Below are 20,154 nucleotides of genomic sequence, written 5' to 3'. Positions count from 1 at the left end.
AAAAACAACTTAATCTGATGGAAATATCATGCGTTTAAAAAAGGTTCATAAACTGTGATGAATAATCCCGCTCTTGGTAGATGCAGCACAACTTAAACCGCCAAAGGCAGCATGAAAGTCTCTTAACGAACCAATGGATTATGGAATAAACAAGCCGAGTGAAAATAAGCTTATTAATACAGATGAAACATACATGCATTAAAAATTTATTCTGACGAAAAACAGTAAAAAAAATGTATATTTGGTTACCGAATAAACCAATTTATAAATCAATCCATAGAAAGGAATAGTTAATATTCAATGAAGCTCCAACTCATAGATATACTTATAATAGTCGTCTATCTCATAGCTATGATTGTAATCGGGCTACTCTTGAAAAAAAGAGCGTCGAAAAACCTGGACTCTTACTTCCTTGGAGGTAAAAAACTTCCCTTCTACATGCTTGGTCTTTCAGATGCCTCTGGTATGTTTGACATTTCAGGAACCATGTGGATGGTTTATCTTGCCTTCGTATACGGATTTAAAAGCCTTTGGATTCCTTGGCTATGGCCGGTTTTCAATCAAGTATTTTTAATGGTATACCTTTCCGTATGGTTGCGCCGTTCCAATGTACTAACAGGAGCCGAATGGATACGCACCCGCTTTGGCTACGGCCGAGGAGCCAATCTCTCGCATACTATAGTGATCCTATATGCCCTAATGGGGGTATTAGGTTTTCTGAGTTATGGTTTCATTGGGATTGGCAAATTTATGGAGGTATTTTTCCCATGGGAGTATGTATCGCACTATATTCCCATTCAACTGGAACCAGAATCCGTCGCCAAGGTTTACGGCATATTTTTCACTACTATTGCGACCTTCTATGTTATGCTCGGGGGAATGCATAGCATCGTATGGGCAGATGTCGTTCAATTCAGCATCATGACAATATCAGGAATCATCATTGCAGCCATAGCAATGAATAAAGTAAGTCCCGAAATGCTCGCATCTCACGTTCCCAATGGATGGGACTCTCCTTTTTTCGGTTGGAATTTGGACCTCGATTGGACCACTTTGATTCCTTCTATTATGACCAAGATCAAGGATGATCAATACAGCCTATTTACAATATTTGTCATGATGATGCTCTTCAAAGGTGTGTTTATGAGCATGGCAGGACCAGCGGCTAACTATGACATGCAAAAAATACTTGCCTGTAAAAGTCCAAAGGAAGCTGCCCTTATGAGTGGTTTCTGTATCTGTTATCCTATTAATACCCCGCTATCTCATGATTATGGGATTCACCGTACTTGCTCTGGTATTTTTTAGTGAGGATTTTAAGACGATGGGAAATAATATTGACTTTGAAACCATCCTGCCCAAAGCTATCAATGAATTTGCCTACGTAGGACTTGCTGGTATTTTGTTAGCTGGACTACTTGCTGCATTTATGTCGACATTTGCCGCCACAGTAAATGCTGCACAAGCTTATCTGGTAAACGATGTTTTTCTAAAGTATATCCATACCAAAGCATCCTCCAAGGCACAAATCCAAGCGAGCTACATCATATCCGTATTAGTCGTCATCGTCAGTACAATAATCGGTCTATACCTAGACAATATTAACTCGATACTACAATGGATCGTATCTGCATTGTATGGTGGCTATATCGCAGCTAACGTTTTGAAATGGCATTGGTGGAGATTTAATGGTAATGGTTTCTTTTGGGGTATGTTATCTGGCATTATTGCAGCCATGTTAGCCCCATTATTTTTTCCGGATATACTGCCTTTATATTATTTCCCAATTTTAATGTGCATATCATTAATTGGCTGTATAGCTGGGACATTATTATCTAAGCCCACAGAAGATAAAATATTGATAGATTTCTACATCAGAATACGTCCGTGGGGTTTTTGGGGTCCGGTTATCAGAAAAGCACAAGCACAACACCCAGATTTAAAGCAGAATACAAACTTTAGACGTGATATGTTCAATATCATAATCGGCATTATATGGCAATGTTCTTTGACATTAATACCAATGTATATTGTTATTCAACAAGGATTTCCATTAGTTACTAGCATACTGACGTTAGGTATCACCTCACTTATCCTTAAGAAAAACTGGTATGATAAAATGAGTATAGAAGAAAAAGAGTATGATGCATTTATGAAAAAAAATTTCTAACCCATTGGGCATTGAAATATACGAAAACTACTTTCCCTATCATGACGAATTTGTTGATATACCAGTTTTTTCAAGTGTACTAAAGATCTCGTAAAATGTGCAGAAGATAAATAACCAGGACAAAAGAATTTTCTAGCGAATGCAGCTACATTTGCTTTCGGATAACTGATATATCCAAAAACATAGACAAAAAGTATTTCAGAATAGCTGCTTTGTGTACACTATCATTGTGTTTCGGCTAAACAAATATTGATTTTTCATAAAAAAACGACAATATAATACTAAACAAGAAATCGAATAAAATTAACAGCTTTTGAATCAATCAAATACTGACTAAAACCGTATTTAAGTGGATATTATTTGAAAATAAATTTGGTAGCACCGTTAAAATTTGTACTTTTGTCGCGGAGAGCTGGCAGAGTGGTCGAATGCGGCAGTCTTGAAAACTGTTGACTGTCATAGGTCCGGGGGTTCGAATCCCTCGCTCTCCGCCAACAAAAAATAAAGCCCAACTGCAAAGTTGGGCTTTTGTTGTTTATAAGATTTTGTAAGCTTGCTTAAACAAAAGCTATAAGCAACAAAAAAATGAGCGAAGTGAATGGCTTTATTTTTTTGATGAAGCCTCCCCCATTTAGGGTTCATAGAATAATCCCTCGCTCTCCGCAAAAACCTTCATCGAAAGATGAAGGTTTTTTTTATGCACTGAATTTAATTTCTGTATGAAATATTGTAAAAAGCAGTTGCAGATTTGAATCAGAAGCGCTGGGTGGGGTTCGAACAATATCGTTGCAGACTGTGTATGGGGATTGAGGGTCGTAACAAATCCCTCGCTCTCCGCCAACAAAAAATAAAGCCCAAAGCAAAGTTGGGCTTTTGTTGTTTATATCGTGAACCTTAATATTCCTAAACATAAAACAGCCCAAATTAATATATTATGATTTTTATGCGCATAAAATCATATCGCACTTTTAGGAAATATGAAATTGTGTCTTAAGCAACAAACCTGTTAGAAAACAAAAAAATAGAACACAATATTTGCTGGCTCACATAAAAAGTCCTAGATTTACCGATATATGAACCGCTTTAGACTACATATAACAAAAAAAATTCAGAGCACCTTATTTATCGTTGCCACGATTTTTTTTGTGCTATTGACTTCCTGTGCAGTTAAAAGTAGCATCAAAAGCTGGGCAGATATCGCAAGTAGTACAGCACAAGCCCCTATAAAGAGCGGAAATCTATTTTCCAGTAGTAATACGGAAAAATGTATCAATAGTGAAACTACAGATACACAGATATCCCAAACTGTTTCTTTTCAGGCTGGTGACTATGCTCCGATAGTATTATTTACCCTTGCATTTATGTTGCTGTTTAGCGTTACCGTTCGCAGCCAACAAGCACATCCCCATTATGGAAACTTGAAAATATCAGGTTCCATACCCATCTTTATTCGAGATCGTAATCTCCAAATTTAGCACTTCTTTTTACCCCCCTCTACTCCTATTGATTTTTCAATGGGCAACATTATTATTGTATTCAAGACAGATTGTTGGTTAACTACCAACCTATCAAAACTTAATATCACTATGATCAAACACATGGTGGCGACTACACTTTTGTGGCTTGCCATTGCACCCGTATTACCCACATACGGACAGCAACAAAAAGAAAATACCTTGGGCAGTTTATGGCCAAAGGTGGAAGAAAATTATCCCGGTTTAGGAGCTAAAAACAATGCTATGGATGCAGCAAAGCTAAATGCTAGGGCTGTAAAAAGTGGCATACTTCCACAGATAAAAACGCAGGTACAAAACACTTATGGCACATACGAAGGTAGTGCAGGAGCCTTTTTCCCTCAACCTGGGTTTTTCAATGTAAGTGGTGCCCCAAATGCGCTTGATGGCAGCAACATGGCCGCCAATAGCTTTGGCTCTGCTACAATCGAATGGGAATTATTCTCGTTCGGTAGACTTACAAAAGAAAATGAAGCAGCAGATGCGCTATTCGAGAAAAAAGTAAGTGAAAAAGATGCATACGCGCTGAACCTCAAAAAAACCTTATCTGAGCGATACATCACACTCCTTTATAATGATGCAAAATTAGCGTGGTCTAAAGCAAATACAGAGCGCTTAGATGATATCCGCAAGATCAGCTCAGGATTAGCTGCTTCTGGTCTTAAACCGGCTGCAGATAGCCTCTTAGCTTCCTCTTCCTATATACAAGCATTGGGGGAATATGATAAGTGGAGTGGTAATAAAAATGCTTCATTTATTAAATTGCAGGAACTTTATGGGTCAGAAGGGATTTCTTATAGCGCATCTACTCATCGTTTTTCCAATCCCATGGAGAAACATGGTTTAAAAATAGGTCAAAAGATAACACCATCACACCCACTATTAAATGCATTGGACAAACAATCGCAATACTATACGCTAAGTGGTGAAGCGCAGAAAAGAGCGGCAATGCCATCTTTAAGACTGTTAGGTGGTTACGCTTACCGCGGTACAGGAGTTAGTGCAACAGGCAATAGTTCTGGAGCATGGAAAAATGGATTTAACAACAGCACCAATAATATGCTAATTGGTATAGGTTTAACCTGGAATATCACGAACATATATACGAACCGATTAAAAGGAGAAGGATTATTTAAGGAAGCTATAAGTACTAAACTCCTTCATGCACAATACGAGCAAGCCATGGAGGCCGACCTCTCGGCATCACAAACGAAAAGTTTTTGGCAGTATAAACAAATTCAAAAATCGGAACTTGCCGTGAGACAAGCTCAAGATGCCTATGCCATGTACCTTGCACGGTACAAAAGTGGACTTATTTCACTTAGTGAATTATTACAGATTCGCATATTGTTAGAACAAGCGGAGAATAATCATATCGAGGCTTCTCGCTCTTACTGGCTGTTACTTGCATACGAATCAGAATTGACAGCGGATTTCGATTACCTGTTTAATAACCTTTAATACATACACATGAATCTAATCAGATTTGCGCTAAGGAAGCCAATAGCCATTATGGTAGCAGTCATTACGATCGCTTTTTTTTCCTATAGCACAATAAAAAAAATAAACGTAGACATCTTCCCTGAAGTTGAACTACCTGCCATGTATATCGCTATGCCATACGGCGGATTATCTCCCGCTTATATGGATGGATTTATGGCCAATGAATTTCAAAAGGTCCTGCTATTTGTCAGCGGAGTCAAAAATATTGACTTCAAAAGTGTACAGGGGTTAAGTCTGATGAAGCTTACCTTTTACCCTGGCACCAATATGGCACAAGTTGCTGGTGAAGTATCTACTTCTGTATCAAGAGCCATGGGTTTTTTGCCCGCTGGGGCAGTACCGCCAATGGTGGTACGTTTTGATGGTAGTTCACTTCCTGTTGGTCAATTGGTATTTGAAAGTGACAAACTTTCTATTAATGAAATACAGACGCTCGTACTGACTAAGATCAGGCCTATGTTTGTTGAGATTTCGGGGATCACTGCACCTGCACCATTTGGGGGTAATGCCCGTTCTATCGTAGTCAATATCGACCCTCAAGCTATGCAAGCTAGTGGTTTAAGTGCCGAAGATATTACGATTGCCATCACAAAAAGTAGTACCCCCTCTCCTGCTGGTAACATCCGGATAGGAGATGAAAACTTAATGGCTCCAATCAACTCCATCGCCAAAAATCCTGAAGAATTTTTAAATACACCAATTAAGACAACGGACAATGGAACCATCTATGTCAGAGATGTCGCTTCGGTAACTGATGGTGCGGATCAAACGGTAGGTTATGCACTGGTGAACGGTAAACGTTCTGTGTACTTACCGATTATCAAAAAGGCTGATGCTTCCACATTAGATGCTGTTAATAATTTAAAAGCATCCATGGACAAGTTAAAAAATCAACTACCAGAAGAGGTAGATGTCCGTTATGAATTTGATCAGTCAAAATACATCGAACGCTCATTGTCAAACCTCATACACGAAGGTATCTTGGGAGCTGTGTTTACTGGATTGATGATATTCTTATTCCTAGGTGATAGCCGTGGAGCACTCATTGTGGTTTTGACCATTCCAATTGCCATTCTTTCGGCCGTTATGGTATTATACTTATTTGGCCAAACGATTAACATTATGACACTAAGTGGGTTAGCCTTGTCCATCGGTATCTTAGTTGATGAGGCTACGGTGACCATCGAGAACATTCACCAACATATGGAAATGAAAAAAGGAAAGCAAAGAGCAATTCTAGATGCGTTGCTTGAAATCTCTGTTCCCAAGTTATTGATTCTCCTGTGTATCCTTGCTGTGTTAACTCCTGCTTTTATCATGACCGGTATTCCCAGAGATATGTTTATTCCATTATCTATGGCCGTAGCATTTGCAATGATTGCATCGTTTATTGCCTCACAAACATTTGTGCCGATATTAGCGAACTGGTTAATGAAGCATAAACATGAGGTGCATAATAAAACGGCTAGGAAAAGAGCCTTTTTTGATAAATTCAGAGTTAATTATTCTTATAGGATGCGTAAGTGGTCTACCAAATCACTAGGTCTATTCATATCCTACATCTTCATAGCTGGAGCCATTGTGGGACTATTATTAAACGTAGTTGGTACCGATGTCATGCCTGTTTCAAACAGTGGTGATTTCCAACTCCGTATCCAAGCACCTCAAGGCAGTAGAATTGAAAAAACGGAAGAACTAGTCAAAACCATCACAGAAGAAATTAAGGCACAACTTCCTGAAAATGGCATGGCGATAAGTTCAGCTTTTGTAGGTATGCAACCCGCAACATCGCCTATAAACCCTATTTTCTTGTTTACAAGTGCATCGCATGAAGCAGTGCTACAGGTATCCGTAGATCAAGATATTTACACCGGTTCAATGGAGGACCTCAAGGAAGAAATCAGAAAATCAATAGGTCAAAAACATCCAGAAGTACAGCTAAATTTTGAACCGATGGAGTTGACTGAAAAAATAATGGGACAGGGCGCTATGACGCCGATTGAAGTTAAAGTCGGTGCTGGACAACTCAAGGTTGCAAATGCCCATGCCTCAAAAATAGAAGCGAATTTAAAGAAAGTTCCTTACCTAAGAGATGTGCGCATTGCTGAACCACTTGCTTACCCCACATTGGAAATTGAAGTGAACCGTGATCTGGCGGGCCAGTTTGGATTGACAATGCAGGATATCACCCGGAATTTAGTTGCGGCCACATCATCGACGCGCTTTACTGATAAAAATCTTTGGGTAGATCCAAAATCAGGACTTGTATTTCAGGTTCAAGTACAAATTCCTGAGCACATCATGTCTTCTGAAGAAATGCTTAAATCATTACCTCTAAAAAAGGGAAGTCTGCGTCCAGTACTTGAAGATGTTGCAACAGTAAAACGAGTCACTGCCCCAGCGCAAGTAAACCGTAAGGGTCCAAATCGCTATGTCACAATCATCGCAAATGTATATAATCAAGATCTTGGAACGGCTTCTGCAGCGGTAAAAAAAGCCATTAAGGAAGCTGGAGCCCCTCCACGTGGGGTCAACGTATGGACAGAAGGGACGATGCAACTATTGGATGACACATTAGGTAGTTTATTGACAGGATTAGCGGTCGCTATTATCGCTATTTTCTTAATGTTATCTGCATATTATCAATCTTTTAAAGTGCCGTTGATCATCTTATCCGTAATTCCAGCTGTAATAGCCGGAAGTTTGATTATCCTATTTATCACCGGTAGTACACTTAACCTCCAATCGTACATGGGAATCATCATGTCTATTGGCGTCTCGGTATCCAATGCGGTACTTCTTATTAATCAAGCTGAATATTACAGAAAAAATATGGCTCTAAAGCCTGCTAACGCTGCGAGACTAGCGGCATCATCTCGATTACGTCCGATATTAATGACAGCTGCAGCCATGCTAGCGGGTATGTTACCTATGGCTATGGGGATAGGTGATGGGGCTGAACAGGTAGCTCCGCTTGGTAGAGCTGTGATTGGTGGCTTAATTGCTTCGACCATTACCATTCTACTTCTATTACCGCATTTCTTTGCTTCACTCCTATCAAGAACAACTATTAAGAGTCCATCTTTAGATCCGGATGATGAAGAAAGTCAATATTATTCAAATCCATCGACATCATCTTTATAAAATATCAGCGATATGTATTCTACAACTTCAATATATAAAACAAGTAAATTAAGCGCATTTGCCGCAATTTTGATTTCATTATCTGCCTGTTCGCAACAAGAACAAAAAGTTGATATGGCCCCTCAAAAAACCGAAAAACAGGTAAACTACCCTACAGGTGCAATACAGATTATGAATCCAGAATACGAAATTTCTGTTCCTGCAGAACTAAAGCCTTATGAACAGGTGGCTGTATTTGCAAAAGTATCAGGATTTGTAAAACAACTTTATGTAGAACGTGGCGATCAGGTACGTAAGGGTCAATTATTGGCTGTCCTTGAAGCCCCAGAAATGAATCAGCGGTATCTTTCTGACAAAGCAACGGAACAAAAGATATACAACGATTATCTTTTTGCGCAGCAGGCTTACGACCGCCTAAAAGACGCTTCTAAAACGGCTGGTGCTGTAGCAGCTATAGAGTTGGACAGAGCTAAAAGTACAGTTGAAAGCGCGCGCGCTGCATATGAGGCATCAAAAGCAGGTACAACACATACATCACAGTTACAACAATACCTACGCATAACAGCTCCATTTGATGGTGTTATTACTGCGAGAAATGTATCTGTAGGAGCTCTGGCAGGTACATCATCCAATCAGTCTCTGTTTATGATGGCCCAGGGCAATAAATTGAGATTAACGTTATCACTTCCTGAAAAACATGCTGCTTCTGTGCAACAAGGCGTACAAGCGAAATTCACCGTAAGTTCGCAACCTGGGAAAGTATTTGACACTTCACTTTCTCGTACATCGGGATTATTAGATCAGCAAGACCGATCGCTGACTCTGGAATTTGATGTTGACAATCCCTCTCGTGAATTACAGGGGGGTGATTATGCGCAGGTAAAATTAAAGTTAAAACGTAAAGAAGCCTCTACTTGGGTGCCTAAAAAAAGTGTCTTGACTACGCAGTCTGGTACTTTTATACTTATATTAGATGATCAAGAAATTAAACGTATTCCTGTCAAAGAAGGCGTACATTTGGATTCATTAACGGAAGTATTTGGTTCGCTTTCTGCAGAACATAAAATTATACTAAAGCCGTCGGAAGAAATCAAAGAAGGAAAAATAAACTAATACGAATAAAATATGAAATTAAAATTCAATAGGAGTATCTTGGGTATGTTGCTTAGTATAGCAAGTATTTCTTTACTTTCCTGCAATTCGCAGAATAAGGAAAATCAAAATTCCCAAAATACCGAAATAACAGCAGAAAATACAACGGATGCAACATCATCACTGACCAACGATGTTTCCTTTATAGATGAAAATGGGAAAGATATCACGCTTAGTTCACTAAAGGGAAAAGTGGTCTTTATTAACTTTTGGGCAACATGGTGTCCTCCATGTATACGTGAGATGCCTTCTATCAATTCGCTAAAAGAATCTTTTAAAGATCGTGATGACATCGTATTTTTAATGGTTGATGTAGATGGAACGATGGAAAAATCGAAAGGATTTATGACCGAAAACAACTATAATCTTCAAGTATATATACCAAAAGGGGAAATTCCATCAAATTTCTTAGGAAATGCCATTCCTACTACAGTAATCTTGAACAAAAATGGCGAACTGGTGAATCGTATGGAAGGCGGACGCGATTATGCGGCCCCCGAAATTATAGCGTCTTTAAATGAGCTGCTTCAAAGTAACTAATATAATTTCCTTGAACTTCAAATAATTTAAGTTAAATTAAGACCAAATACGGCAAGAAAGCCTTCATCACAATTAGATGAAGGCTTTTTTGATGGTTATAAAACGTGTTTTCCTAGTATGATTTCTCAAAAAACAAGTTTGGTATTAGATAATTGCAGTGTTATTACCTGATTATAAAAAACAAAATATTTGCAATCCGTGTTTATAGTACAACATGTAGAAATTTTTAAAATATTAAAATTACTACATTCTCATTTAGATTTAAACACATAAATTTACGTATGAGCAAATAAATTGACGCTCATATATGACCAATTCAATTATAAAAAACCGGACTTAAGTTTTTAATCTTTAATAACCAATTTCTTATTCTTTACTTCATTTTTTTATATGAAAAAAAAATCACCCTTTAAAATATGTACTATACTTGGCTTTTTACTTTTATACAGTAATTCTGTTAGTGCTCAAGTTCCCGACATTACACAAGGAGAAATTTTAGAAAGTTATCCCAAATTTCAATTCAAGGGGCTTTTTCAAGGACGCTTTACCACAAGTCTTAAAAAAAATGTTGACGTCGAAGGCGTTCATCATACCGATGATAAAGGCACAAATAATTCCTTTTCCCTCAAGTACATGCGTGCACAAGTCAAAGGACAAATAAGCAGAAGAGTGGAAGTCGTAGCTTTGGCTAATTTTGCTGATTTTAAAAATGAACCCAAAACACGAGTTTTAGAAAATGCTTACCTGAGATACAGTTTTAATCCTAAAGTTGCGATAACTGTTGGCCAATTCAGACCCTGGTTTGGACTTGAAGAAACCTATCCTGTGGATATTATCAAATCCTTAGAATGGTCTAATCAGTATACCGAATTTGGTAAAAATGGTTGGACAAGCTTTCAGATTGGAGCATCCGTAGGCGGCACCCTACCTTTAGGTACAATGCCAATGCATTATGCTGTTTCTGTTGTCAATGGGAATGGGAAGAATCAGGTCTCGGATAAAGACAATGGTAAACAATTTCTGACACGTGTCGTATTTGATCTTTCAAAGAAATATGACCTCAGTATTGGTCTAAATGGAGGAACAGGTACCGTTTTTAAAAGAAATGTACATGCTTTAGCATTTGATATATCATCTAAATTCAACCTTGCAAAAAAATGGAACTTAGATTTTCAAATCGAAGCTAAGCAGGCCATTAATCACAATTTATATTTCAGCCTTGATGAATCAAATCGACTTCCAGACTTATATCAGTACCAAATGCGCGGCGCATACTTTTTGCCAAATATGCGCTACGAAATAGATTATAATAACTTAAAAGCTATCGAGTTTTCTTGTAGATATGAATATTTAGATACTGACTTCAGACAGAACTCCAATCCGAGACAATCTTTAGTTCCTATGCTAAGTTTTGAATTTCTCAAAAACTATGGAGCTCGAATACAAATGGGTATGCAAATGGATTATTATGAATATCAAATCGATAATACAAACAAATACAATGGCAATTTGTTCATTTTACAAGTACAAAGTCGATTATAACCTTTAACATGCATTATGAAAGAAGTGAGCATTACAAAGATGGGCATAACCTTTGCTTTTGCATTGATTATCTGGATCATCTCCACTCCAAAGGGGGTATCACCTGAAGCCTGGCACCTTTTTGCTATTTTTGCGGCAACAATATTGGGAATTATACTTAAAGCTGCCCCTATGGGAACGATGTGTATGCTAGCCATTGGTTTCACAGCTTTGACCCAAGTATTAGCACCAGGGAATGCCTCGTTGTCCATTACAAAATCACTGAGTGGCTTTGGTGATAAAGTAATCTGGCTTATTGGAATCTCATTTTTTATAGCAAGAGGTTTTATAAAAACGGGTTTAGGAAATAGAATTGCTTTTATCTTTATCAAAATTTTTGGAAGAAGTTCATTAGGCTTAGCTTATGGATTGGGACTTGCAGATGTTTGTCTTGCTCCTGCTATCCCCAGCAATACTGCACGTGGTGGCGGTATCATCTATCCCATTATGAAATCAATGGCTATCAGCTTTGGTTCTCTACCGGAAGATCCAGACACACATAAAAAAATCGGTTCTTATCTGACACTCAATAGTTACTATATGAATCTCATAGGTTCTTCTATGTTTCTTACTGGAACAGCTAGTAATCCGATGTGTCAGAAATTTGCGGCCGATTTAGGAATTAATATTACTTGGATGTCATGGGCAGCTGCTGGTTTTGTACCTGGACTTGTCGCCTTTTTCATCGTCCCATTAGTTTTATACAAATTATACCCCCCTGAGTTAAAAAAAACTGCTGATGCTCCAAAAATGGCAACAGAAAAGTTAAAAGAGATGGGGGCAATCAAAACAAATGAATGGTTAATGTTACTTGCTTTTTTCATTCTTTTAGGATTATGGATATTTGGAGGATCGTTATCCATTGATGCCACTACAACTGCCTTCATCGGACTGACACTTTTACTGCTCACATCTGTACTTACTTGGGAGGATATCAAATCTGAAAAGGGAGCCTGGGACACTATTGTTTGGTTTGCGGTGCTTGTCATGATGGCCAGTTCTTTGAATGAGCTTGGTTTCATTAGTTGGTTTAGCGAATTGATTAAAACCCAAATCGGTGGACTCAATTGGGTAGTCGCATTTCCTGTTATCATTTTAGTTTACTTCTATAGCCATTATATTTTTGCAAGTGCTACAGCCCATGTTGCTGCGATGTATGCTGCAATGCTCGGAGTTGGAGTTTCTTTAGGTATACCAGGTATGTTATTGGCTATGATGCTTGGCTTCGTTGGGTCCATATATGGTGTACTTACCCATTATGGACATGGCCCAGCCCCAGTTTACTTCGGTAGTGGATATGTGGACCTCAAATCATGGTGGGTAAAAGGTTTTGAAATTGGAGTTCTATTACTTGTGATCTATATGGCTGTTGGTGGCCTGTGGATGAAAATAATCGGTTATTATTAATTCTTTACATATGTTGACAACCCTATCTCGAAAATTAGTAATGTGTTTAACAGGTTTATTCCTTTGCTTCTTCCTAATCATTCATTTTTTAGGAAATTTGCAGCTGTTCTTACCTTCAGAACAAGCACACACACAATTCAATGCCTATTCTCAATTTTTATCAGGTAATATCTTAATAAAGATCATATCATATGTCTTATACGCAAGCATTATTATACATGCCCTAGATGCACTGGTTATCTCTATTAAAAACAGAAAATCTGCTAAACAATATCAACGGGACCAAAGACAAAGAGCAAGTAAATGGTATAGTCGTAACATGGGTATTTTGGGTACAATCATCTTAATATTTTTAGTTATACACTTTCAAAATTTTTGGTATGTCTATAAGTTCGGAACACCACCATTAGATAGCAACGGAAATAAGGACCTCTATATATTGGTGGTTACCACTTTTAAAGAATGGTGGTATGTCCTCATTTATGTACTATCAATGGTTGCTTTATGTTACCATCTGATTCACGGCGTACATAGTGCCGTACGGACCTTAGGCCTTTTCCATCCAAAATATGTGACATGGATAAAAAACTGTGGTATAATCTATTCCATCATTATTAGTATCGGATTTGCTATGATGCCGATTTACATTTATTTTACACAATAGTAACCTTTAAATTTTAAGAACATGAATTTAGATGCAAAAATCCCAGAGGGTTCTTTAGAGAAAAAATGGGAAAACTATAAAAAAACAGCAAAATTAGTAAATCCGGCTAACCGAAAAAAACTAGATATCATTGTGATAGGAACTGGATTAGCAGGAAGCTCTCTTGCCGCATCGTTAGGTGAAATGGGCTATAATGTTAAATCATTTTGCTTTCAAGATAGCCCGAGACGCGCCCATTCAGTCGCAGCACAAGGGGGTGTCAATGCGGCAAAAAACTATAAAAATGATGGTGACAGCGTCTACCGTATGTTTGTAGACACTTTAAAAGGAGGAGATTTTCGTGCTAGAGAAGCCAATGTTTACAGAATGGCCGAATGTTCACTCAACCTCATCGATCAAGCAGTTGCTCAAGGAGTTCCATTTGGCAGGGAATATGGTGGCTACTTGAACAATCGTTCCTTTGGTGGTGTTCAAGTAAGCCGTACATTTTATTCAAGAGGACAGACCGGACAGCAGTTGCTACTTGGGTCTTATCAGGCACTTATGCGTCAAGTCGGAAAAAAAACGGTCAAACTACATGCACGTCATGAAATGTTAGATCTAGTTGTTATTGATGGAAAAGCGCGTGGCGTAATTATCAGAAATCTAGATACAGGTGAGATTGAACGACACGCCGCACATGCCGTTGTATTGGCTACTGGCGGCTACGGAAAAATCTACTACCTTTCGACTTTAGCGATGGGTTGCAATGGTTCTGCAATCTGGAGAGCGCATAAAAAAGGAGCATTGATGGCCAGTCCGAGCTGGATTCAAATTCATCCAACATCATTACCACAATCTGGAGATTATCAATCGAAATTAACACTCATGTCTGAGTCCTTAAGAAATGATGGACGTATATGGGTACCACTTAAAGAAAATGAACAACGATCTGCAAATGAGATCCCTGAACAAGAAAGAGATTATTACCTGGAAAGAAGATACCCTGCCTTCGGAAACCTAGCTCCAAGAGATATTTCGTCACGTGCCGCAAAAGAAAGAATCGATGCCGGATTTGGCATAGGTCCTTTAAAAAATGCGGTTTATCTTGATTTCTCTAAAGCTATTAAAGAGCAAGGAAAGGAAAAAATACAAGAAAAATACGGAAATTTATTCGACATGTATGAAAAAATCACCGGTTACAATGCGTATGAAGTGCCTATGATGATTTCCCCTTCCGCACACTTTTCAATGGGAGGATTATGGGTAGATTACGAATTAATGACTACAATTCCGGGATTATTTGCTTTGGGTGAAGCAAATTTTGCAGATCACGGAGCAAATAGATTGGGAGCAAATTCTCTACTTCAGGCTTCTGTTGATGGGTATTTTATTGCCCCCTATACCATTGCAAATTATCTCGCTGGAGATATACACACTGGAAAAATATCAACTGATCATATAGAGTTTGAAAAAGCAGAACAAGGGATAAGAACGCAATTGCAACAATTTAGCAAAAGCAAAGGAAGCAAAACTGTGGATTATTTTCATAAAACACTCGGGAAAATCCTATATGATTACTGCGGTCTTGCCCGAAATGAAGGCGGATTAAAATTTGCAATCTCAGAGATCCGAAAATTACGTGAGGAATTTCACAATAATGTCCATATTCCAGGCAATGAAACAAGCATGAATACCGAAATAGAAAAGGTGGGTAGAGTCGCTGATTATCTCGAAATCGGAGAACTGATGTGTTACGATGCCCTTACAAGAAATGAGTCCTGTGGCGCACATTTCCGTGAAGAATATCAAACACCTGAAGGTGAAGCAAAAAGAAATGATGATGAGTATCAATTTATTTCTGCTTGGGAATGGAATAAAACTGATATCCCCCTACTTCATAAAGAAACCACTATCCTTTGAAGTCATTCAACCAATTGTACGTAGTTATAAATAATTTTAAAATTCAAGTTATGAAATTACATCTAAAAATTTGGAGACAAGAGAATAAAAATACGACCGGCAAGCTCGTTGATTATACCTTAGAAAACCTCAATCTACATATGTCCTTTTTAGAGATGCTCGATACATTAAATGAGAAACTCATACTAGCGAATGATATACCTGTCGAATTTGATCACGATTGCAGGGAAGGGATCTGCGGACAATGTGGTATGATGATTAATGGTATTGCACATGGGCCGTTGAAAAACACCACCACTTGCCAATTACATTTGAGATCCTTCAGAGATGGTGAGGTCATTTTCATCGAACCCTTCAGATCTGAAGCATTTCCCGTAAAAAAAGATTTAAAAGTAGATCGTTCAGCTTTTGATCGCATTATTTCCTCTGGTGGATATGTGTCCATAAATACAGGGCAAGCGCCAGAGGCATTAACCATTCCCGTAACACATCAAGTGACAGAAGCAGCCTTCGATGCAGCTGCCTGTATTGGGTGTGGAGCCTGTGTCGCAACCTGTAAGAACGGAAGTGCAGCACTTTTTACTTCAGCTAAAATCAACCATATGGTATTATTACCTCAGGGTAAAGAAGAACGACTGACAAGAGTAATTGATATGGTCAATCAAATGGATGAAGAACTATTTGGACATTGTACAAATACCGAAGCATGTGAAGTAGAATGTCCACAAGGTATTTCTGTTCTCAATATTGCACGAATGAATTATGAATATAATCGCGCACATTTTTTAAAAAAATGAATTATGGTGATTAAGAAGTACTACACATGGATAATAGGGTTTATAGCATTAACATGTTTAATCCTAATCTATAAGTTTTTTAATCCAATGCAATATAACTTATTCCCAAAATGTCCTTTCTATGCATTAACTGGATACAAGTGTCCGGGTTGTGGATCACAGCGCGCAATACATGATTTATTGAATTTTGACTTCTATAATGCGTGGAGGCAAAACTTTTTGGTTGTCATCGCTATCCCTTATATCATTACAGGTTTAAGCTTTGAATATAACAAAAATCCAACACCCAAAATCCTCAAATGGCGTAAGATTTTGTTCGGCTATAAAGCCATCATAATCGTTTTCATAATTGTTGTGAGCTTCTGGATAATAAGAAATTATTAACTTGAAGAAAGCTTTACGATATAACGAGGAGATATTCACCTCATAAAAAACAGGTACATCACAAAAAAAGACCAAAAAAAAGAGCGTTTAATTAAAAACGCTCTTTTCTATATGTTATAAACTGTTTGATTACAATTTACGTTTTACTTCAACTTGTTCGTATGCTTCAACGATATCTCCTTCTTGTATATCATTATAACCTTGAATGTTCAAACCACACTCATACCCAAATGAAACTTCTTTCACATCGTCTTTGAAACGTTTCAGTGAAGCTAATTTTCCTGTGAATATAACAACACCATCACGTACGATACGAATATCATTATTGCGGTTAATTTTACCATCCAATACCATACAACCTGCGATTGTACCCACTTTGGAGATTTTAAATGTCTCACGGATTTCAACGTTAGCAACAATCTTCTCTTCGAATTTCGGAGCTAACATACCTTCCATTGCCGATTTAAGTTCTTCAATAGCATCATAGATAATCGAGTAAAGACGAATATCAATTTGCTCTTGCTCAGCCAATTTACGTGCACCAATCGATGGACGAACTTGGAAACCGATAATGATTGCATCAGATGCAGAAGCTAATAATACGTCTGACTCTGAAATAGCACCCACTGATTTGTGAATCACATTCACCTGAATCTCTTGTGTAGACAATTTCAATAATGAATCCGATAGTGCCTCAATTGAACCATCCACGTCACCTTTCACGATTACGTTCAATTCTTTAAAGTTACCGATTGCCAAACGACGACCGATCTCATCTAAAGTAATATGTTTCGTAGCACGCATACCTTGCTCACGTTGCAATTGAAGACGTTTATTCGCCACATTACGAGCTTCAGACTCGCTATCCATTGTGTAGAATTTATCACCTGCAGTAGGTGCACCTGCCATACCTAATATTTGGACTGGTACAGAAGGGCCTGCTTCTTTCACACGTTCACCGCGTTCATTTGTCAATGCTTTTACTTTACCACTATGAGAAACCTGCTAAAATTGGATCTCCTACACGTAAAGTACCTCCTAAGATTAATACAGTTGTAACAATACCTCTACCTTTATCTAAAGCAGCCTCGATTACTGAACCTACAGCACGTTTGTTAGGATCGGCTTTCAGGTCTAACATCTCAGCTTCTAATAATACTTTCTCTAATAAAAGATCTACATTCAATCCAGTTTTAGATGAAATCTCTTGAGCTTGGTATTTACCACCCCAATCCTCTACTAATATGTTCATTTGAGACAACTGCTCTTTAATACGGTCTGTATTAGCACCAGGCTTGTCTACTTTAGTAAATGCAAATACGATTGGCACACCAGCAGCTTGTGCGTGGTTGATAGCCTCTTTTGTTTGTGGCATCACAGCATCGTCTGCAGCAATAACAATAATAACGATATCCGTTACTTTCGCACCACGAGCACGCATGGCTGTAAAAGCCTCGTGACCCGGTGTATCTAAAAATGTAATCTTACGACCACCATCTAATTGTACTGCATAAGCACCAATGTGCTGTGTAATACCCCCTGCTTCACCATGAGTCACATTGGCTTTACGAACGTAATCCAATAGCGATGTTTTACCATGATCGACGTGACCCATTACCGTTACGATCGGAGCACGAGAAATTAATGAGTCTTCATTATCTAACTCTTCAAGATCTGCAATCTCCTCATCTTCTGGTTTGATAAATTCAATCTGATAACCAAATTCGTCAGCAACAATCGTTAAAGTTTCAGCATCTAAACGTTGGTTAATTGAGACAAACATACCTAAACTCATACAAGTTGCGATAATTTGCGTAACAGCGACATCCATTAAATTTGCAAGTTCATTTGCGGTTACAAACTCTGTAACACGTAAAACTTTAGCCTGCATCTCTCTTTCTAATGCTTCTTCTTCTGCAATATTAGCAACATCGTCACGCTTTTGACGTCTCAACTTTGCTCGTTGTGCAAATTTACCAGATTTACCAGCACCGCTCAAACGAGCTAAAGTAGCCTTAATTTGGTCTTGAATTTCCTTTTCTGTAGGTTCCTCTTTTGGTACGTTAGGTCCAGTACTTCTATTATTGAAGGCTGGACGACCTTTATGAGCACCTGGACCTCCTGGGCGGTTATGATGACCACCTGGACCACCCGCTGGACGGTTTTGATTATTTCCTCCTGGACCTCCTGCTGGACGGTTTTGATGAGTACCTGTTGCATTTCCTCCTGTACGGTTTGGATGATTTCCACCACCTTGGTTTGGACCTCCCGTACGATTTGGATGAGTACCACCACCTGGAGGGGGAGTTCCCGTATTATTTGTACGCTTACGCTTACGTTTATGATCATTACCCGTAGCACTTGAAGAAGATGCTACTGGTTTATCTCTATGAGAAGGTCTTGCCGTAGGCAATTCAATCTTACCAATTACTTTTGGACCTGTTAATCTTTCTGCTTTAGCACTGATAACCTCATCTGCAGGATTAACTTTTTTCACTTCCTTTACAGGAGTTTCAACCGGTGCTTTCACAGCAGGTTTTTCATTTTTTGGCTTTTCTTCTACCACTTTCTTCTCTTGAACTTTAGGAGCTTCAGTTTTAACTTCAACTTTTTGAGGTGCAGCGACGACAACCTTTGGGGTTTCTTTCGCTTTCTCTTCTACTTTTGGTGCTTCCACTACTGGAGCTTTTGGTGTCTCTACTTTAGGAGCTTCTACTTTCGGCTCTTCTTTTATGATAGGCTTTGGAGCAGGGATAGTAGCCTGTTTAACCACCTCTGGCTTCTTCTCCACTTCCTTTGGAGTTTCAGCTTTCACAACTGGAGTTTCTTCTTTTTTAGGTTTAGATCCTCTTTTCAAAGAGTCTAAATCAATTTTCCCCACAACTTTCATCCCTCCAGTGTGTGTATTTGACGAACTTTCTGCAGTTTCAACACTCGCTACTTTCTCAGCAGGAGCCTCTTTTTTACCAGCATCAGATTCTTCTCTTGTATTAGCCGCAGCATTCTTAATCAAAATTTCTTTTGAAGCTACAGTTTCTTCATAATCGTCATTTTTAGATGATTCTTTAGGAGAAGCCACTGGCGACTCATCACGACGAATTTTGCCAATAACAATTTGCTTAGCTTCATCTTTCACGATTTTGTCACCTTGAAACTCTTTCAACAGCACATTGTACATCTCTCCGGATAGCTTAGTATTAGGTTTGGCGTCTACGTCATATCCTTTTTTCACTAAACAATCTACGGCAGTAGATATGCCAATATTGAGTTCCTTTGCTGCTTTAAGCAGGTTTGTACCTTTTCCTTCAGTCATCTATTATTTTAACTAATTAAATATTTAATACAAAAATATGGTTTTTTTACATCTCTATAACAATTAAATTTGAAATAGAGATG

Annotated in this window: 12 protein-coding genes, 1 tRNA gene and 2 pseudogenes; 14 read left to right on the top strand and 1 reads right to left on the bottom strand. The window is 38.3% G+C overall.

All coding sequences use genetic code 11. The features are described from left to right. Positions 1 to 351: 351 nt before the first annotated feature. The 14 genes and pseudogenes from ACFX5U_RS06990 (at position 352) to ACFX5U_RS06925 (ending at position 16,758) form a co-directional block, all read left to right on the top strand. Complete coding sequence (locus ACFX5U_RS06990; RefSeq protein WP_400262854.1) at positions 352 to 1,308, top strand: hypothetical protein; 957 nt, start codon at positions 352 to 354, stop codon at positions 1,306 to 1,308. Further along, entirely contained in the window at positions 1,268 to 2,170 is a 903-nt protein-coding gene (locus tag ACFX5U_RS06985; protein WP_400262853.1) for a hypothetical protein, read from the top strand. Before ACFX5U_RS06990 ends, ACFX5U_RS06985 begins: the two co-directional genes overlap by 41 nt. Positions 2,171 to 2,576: 406 nt before the next feature. Next, positions 2,577 to 2,664: transfer RNA gene (locus ACFX5U_RS06980), tRNA-Ser, on the top strand. Between the two features lie 579 nt (positions 2,665 to 3,243). After that, positions 3,244 to 3,645 (top strand): hypothetical protein, encoded by a 402-nt coding sequence (locus ACFX5U_RS06975; protein ID WP_280568946.1) that lies wholly within the window; start codon positions 3,244 to 3,246, stop codon positions 3,643 to 3,645. 111 nt (positions 3,646 to 3,756) lie between these two features. Further along, a complete protein-coding gene (locus tag ACFX5U_RS06970) occupies positions 3,757 to 5,145 on the top strand; it encodes a TolC family protein (RefSeq protein ID WP_038702314.1) in 1,389 nt (462 codons plus the stop codon). A 9-nt stretch (positions 5,146 to 5,154) separates the two neighbouring features. Beyond that, positions 5,155 to 8,331, top strand: coding sequence for an efflux RND transporter permease subunit (locus ACFX5U_RS06965; protein ID WP_400262852.1), 3,177 nt, complete (start codon positions 5,155 to 5,157; stop codon positions 8,329 to 8,331). A 12-nt stretch (positions 8,332 to 8,343) separates the two neighbouring features. Next, positions 8,344 to 9,444, top strand: coding sequence for an efflux RND transporter periplasmic adaptor subunit (locus tag ACFX5U_RS06960; RefSeq protein ID WP_038697359.1), 1,101 nt, complete (start codon positions 8,344 to 8,346; stop codon positions 9,442 to 9,444). 12 nt (positions 9,445 to 9,456) lie between these two features. Further along, positions 9,457 to 10,023, top strand: a complete 567-nt coding sequence (locus ACFX5U_RS06955; protein ID WP_038697357.1) for a TlpA disulfide reductase family protein — start codon at positions 9,457 to 9,459, stop codon at positions 10,021 to 10,023. Positions 10,024 to 10,413: 390 nt separating this feature from the next. Beyond that, a complete protein-coding gene (locus ACFX5U_RS06950) occupies positions 10,414 to 11,565 on the top strand; it encodes a porin (RefSeq protein WP_400262851.1) in 1,152 nt (383 codons plus the stop codon). A gap of 15 nt (positions 11,566 to 11,580) precedes the next feature. Further along, positions 11,581 to 13,011 (top strand): anion permease, encoded by a 1,431-nt coding sequence (locus tag ACFX5U_RS06945; protein WP_400262850.1) that lies wholly within the window; start codon positions 11,581 to 11,583, stop codon positions 13,009 to 13,011. Between the two features lie 10 nt (positions 13,012 to 13,021). After that, positions 13,022 to 13,675, top strand: a complete 654-nt coding sequence (locus ACFX5U_RS06940; protein ID WP_400262849.1) for a succinate dehydrogenase cytochrome b subunit — start codon at positions 13,022 to 13,024, stop codon at positions 13,673 to 13,675. Positions 13,676 to 13,696: 21 nt separating this feature from the next. Continuing rightward, a pseudogene (locus ACFX5U_RS06935) lies at positions 13,697 to 15,611 on the top strand (fumarate reductase/succinate dehydrogenase flavoprotein subunit). A gap of 16 nt (positions 15,612 to 15,627) precedes the next feature. Continuing rightward, entirely contained in the window at positions 15,628 to 16,374 is a 747-nt protein-coding gene (locus ACFX5U_RS06930; RefSeq protein WP_400262848.1) for a succinate dehydrogenase/fumarate reductase iron-sulfur subunit, read from the top strand. A 3-nt stretch (positions 16,375 to 16,377) separates the two neighbouring features. Next, the gene (locus tag ACFX5U_RS06925) at positions 16,378 to 16,758 is read left to right on the top strand and encodes a DUF2752 domain-containing protein (RefSeq protein ID WP_144243277.1); all 381 of its coding nucleotides are present in this window, start codon (positions 16,378 to 16,380) and stop codon (positions 16,756 to 16,758) included. Between the two features lie 129 nt (positions 16,759 to 16,887). On the opposite strand, the pseudogene infB reads toward ACFX5U_RS06925, so the two are convergent. Next, positions 16,888 to 20,071: pseudogene (infB, locus tag ACFX5U_RS06920) on the bottom strand (translation initiation factor IF-2). Positions 20,072 to 20,154: the final 83 nt, after the last annotated feature.

The organism is Sphingobacterium sp. SG20118 (assembly GCF_044740685.1).
Classification (GTDB): Bacteria; Bacteroidota; Bacteroidia; order Sphingobacteriales; family Sphingobacteriaceae; genus Sphingobacterium.
Note: the sequence above shows the minus strand (reverse complement) of the source record. Positions and strands in the feature narration are given on the sequence as shown.

What these genes read in the sequence shown, in the direction of transcription:
- ACFX5U_RS06990 (WP_400262854.1), top strand. Translation starts at nt 352, where the DNA reads ATGATTGTAATCGGGCTACTCTTGAAAAAAAGAGCGTCGAAAAACCTG.
- ACFX5U_RS06985 (WP_400262853.1), top strand. Translation starts at nt 1,268, where the DNA reads ATGATTATGGGATTCACCGTACTTGCTCTGGTATTTTTTAGTGAGGAT.
- ACFX5U_RS06975 (WP_280568946.1), top strand. Translation starts at nt 3,244, where the DNA reads ATGAACCGCTTTAGACTACATATAACAAAAAAAATTCAGAGCACCTTA.
- ACFX5U_RS06970 (WP_038702314.1), top strand. Translation starts at nt 3,757, where the DNA reads ATGATCAAACACATGGTGGCGACTACACTTTTGTGGCTTGCCATTGCA.
- ACFX5U_RS06965 (WP_400262852.1), top strand. Translation starts at nt 5,155, where the DNA reads ATGAATCTAATCAGATTTGCGCTAAGGAAGCCAATAGCCATTATGGTA.
- ACFX5U_RS06960 (WP_038697359.1), top strand. Translation starts at nt 8,344, where the DNA reads ATGTATTCTACAACTTCAATATATAAAACAAGTAAATTAAGCGCATTT.
- ACFX5U_RS06955 (WP_038697357.1), top strand. Translation starts at nt 9,457, where the DNA reads ATGAAATTAAAATTCAATAGGAGTATCTTGGGTATGTTGCTTAGTATA.
- ACFX5U_RS06950 (WP_400262851.1), top strand. Translation starts at nt 10,414, where the DNA reads ATGAAAAAAAAATCACCCTTTAAAATATGTACTATACTTGGCTTTTTA.
- ACFX5U_RS06945 (WP_400262850.1), top strand. Translation starts at nt 11,581, where the DNA reads ATGAAAGAAGTGAGCATTACAAAGATGGGCATAACCTTTGCTTTTGCA.
- ACFX5U_RS06940 (WP_400262849.1), top strand. Translation starts at nt 13,022, where the DNA reads ATGTTGACAACCCTATCTCGAAAATTAGTAATGTGTTTAACAGGTTTA.
- ACFX5U_RS06930 (WP_400262848.1), top strand. Translation starts at nt 15,628, where the DNA reads ATGAAATTACATCTAAAAATTTGGAGACAAGAGAATAAAAATACGACC.
- ACFX5U_RS06925 (WP_144243277.1), top strand. Translation starts at nt 16,378, where the DNA reads ATGGTGATTAAGAAGTACTACACATGGATAATAGGGTTTATAGCATTA.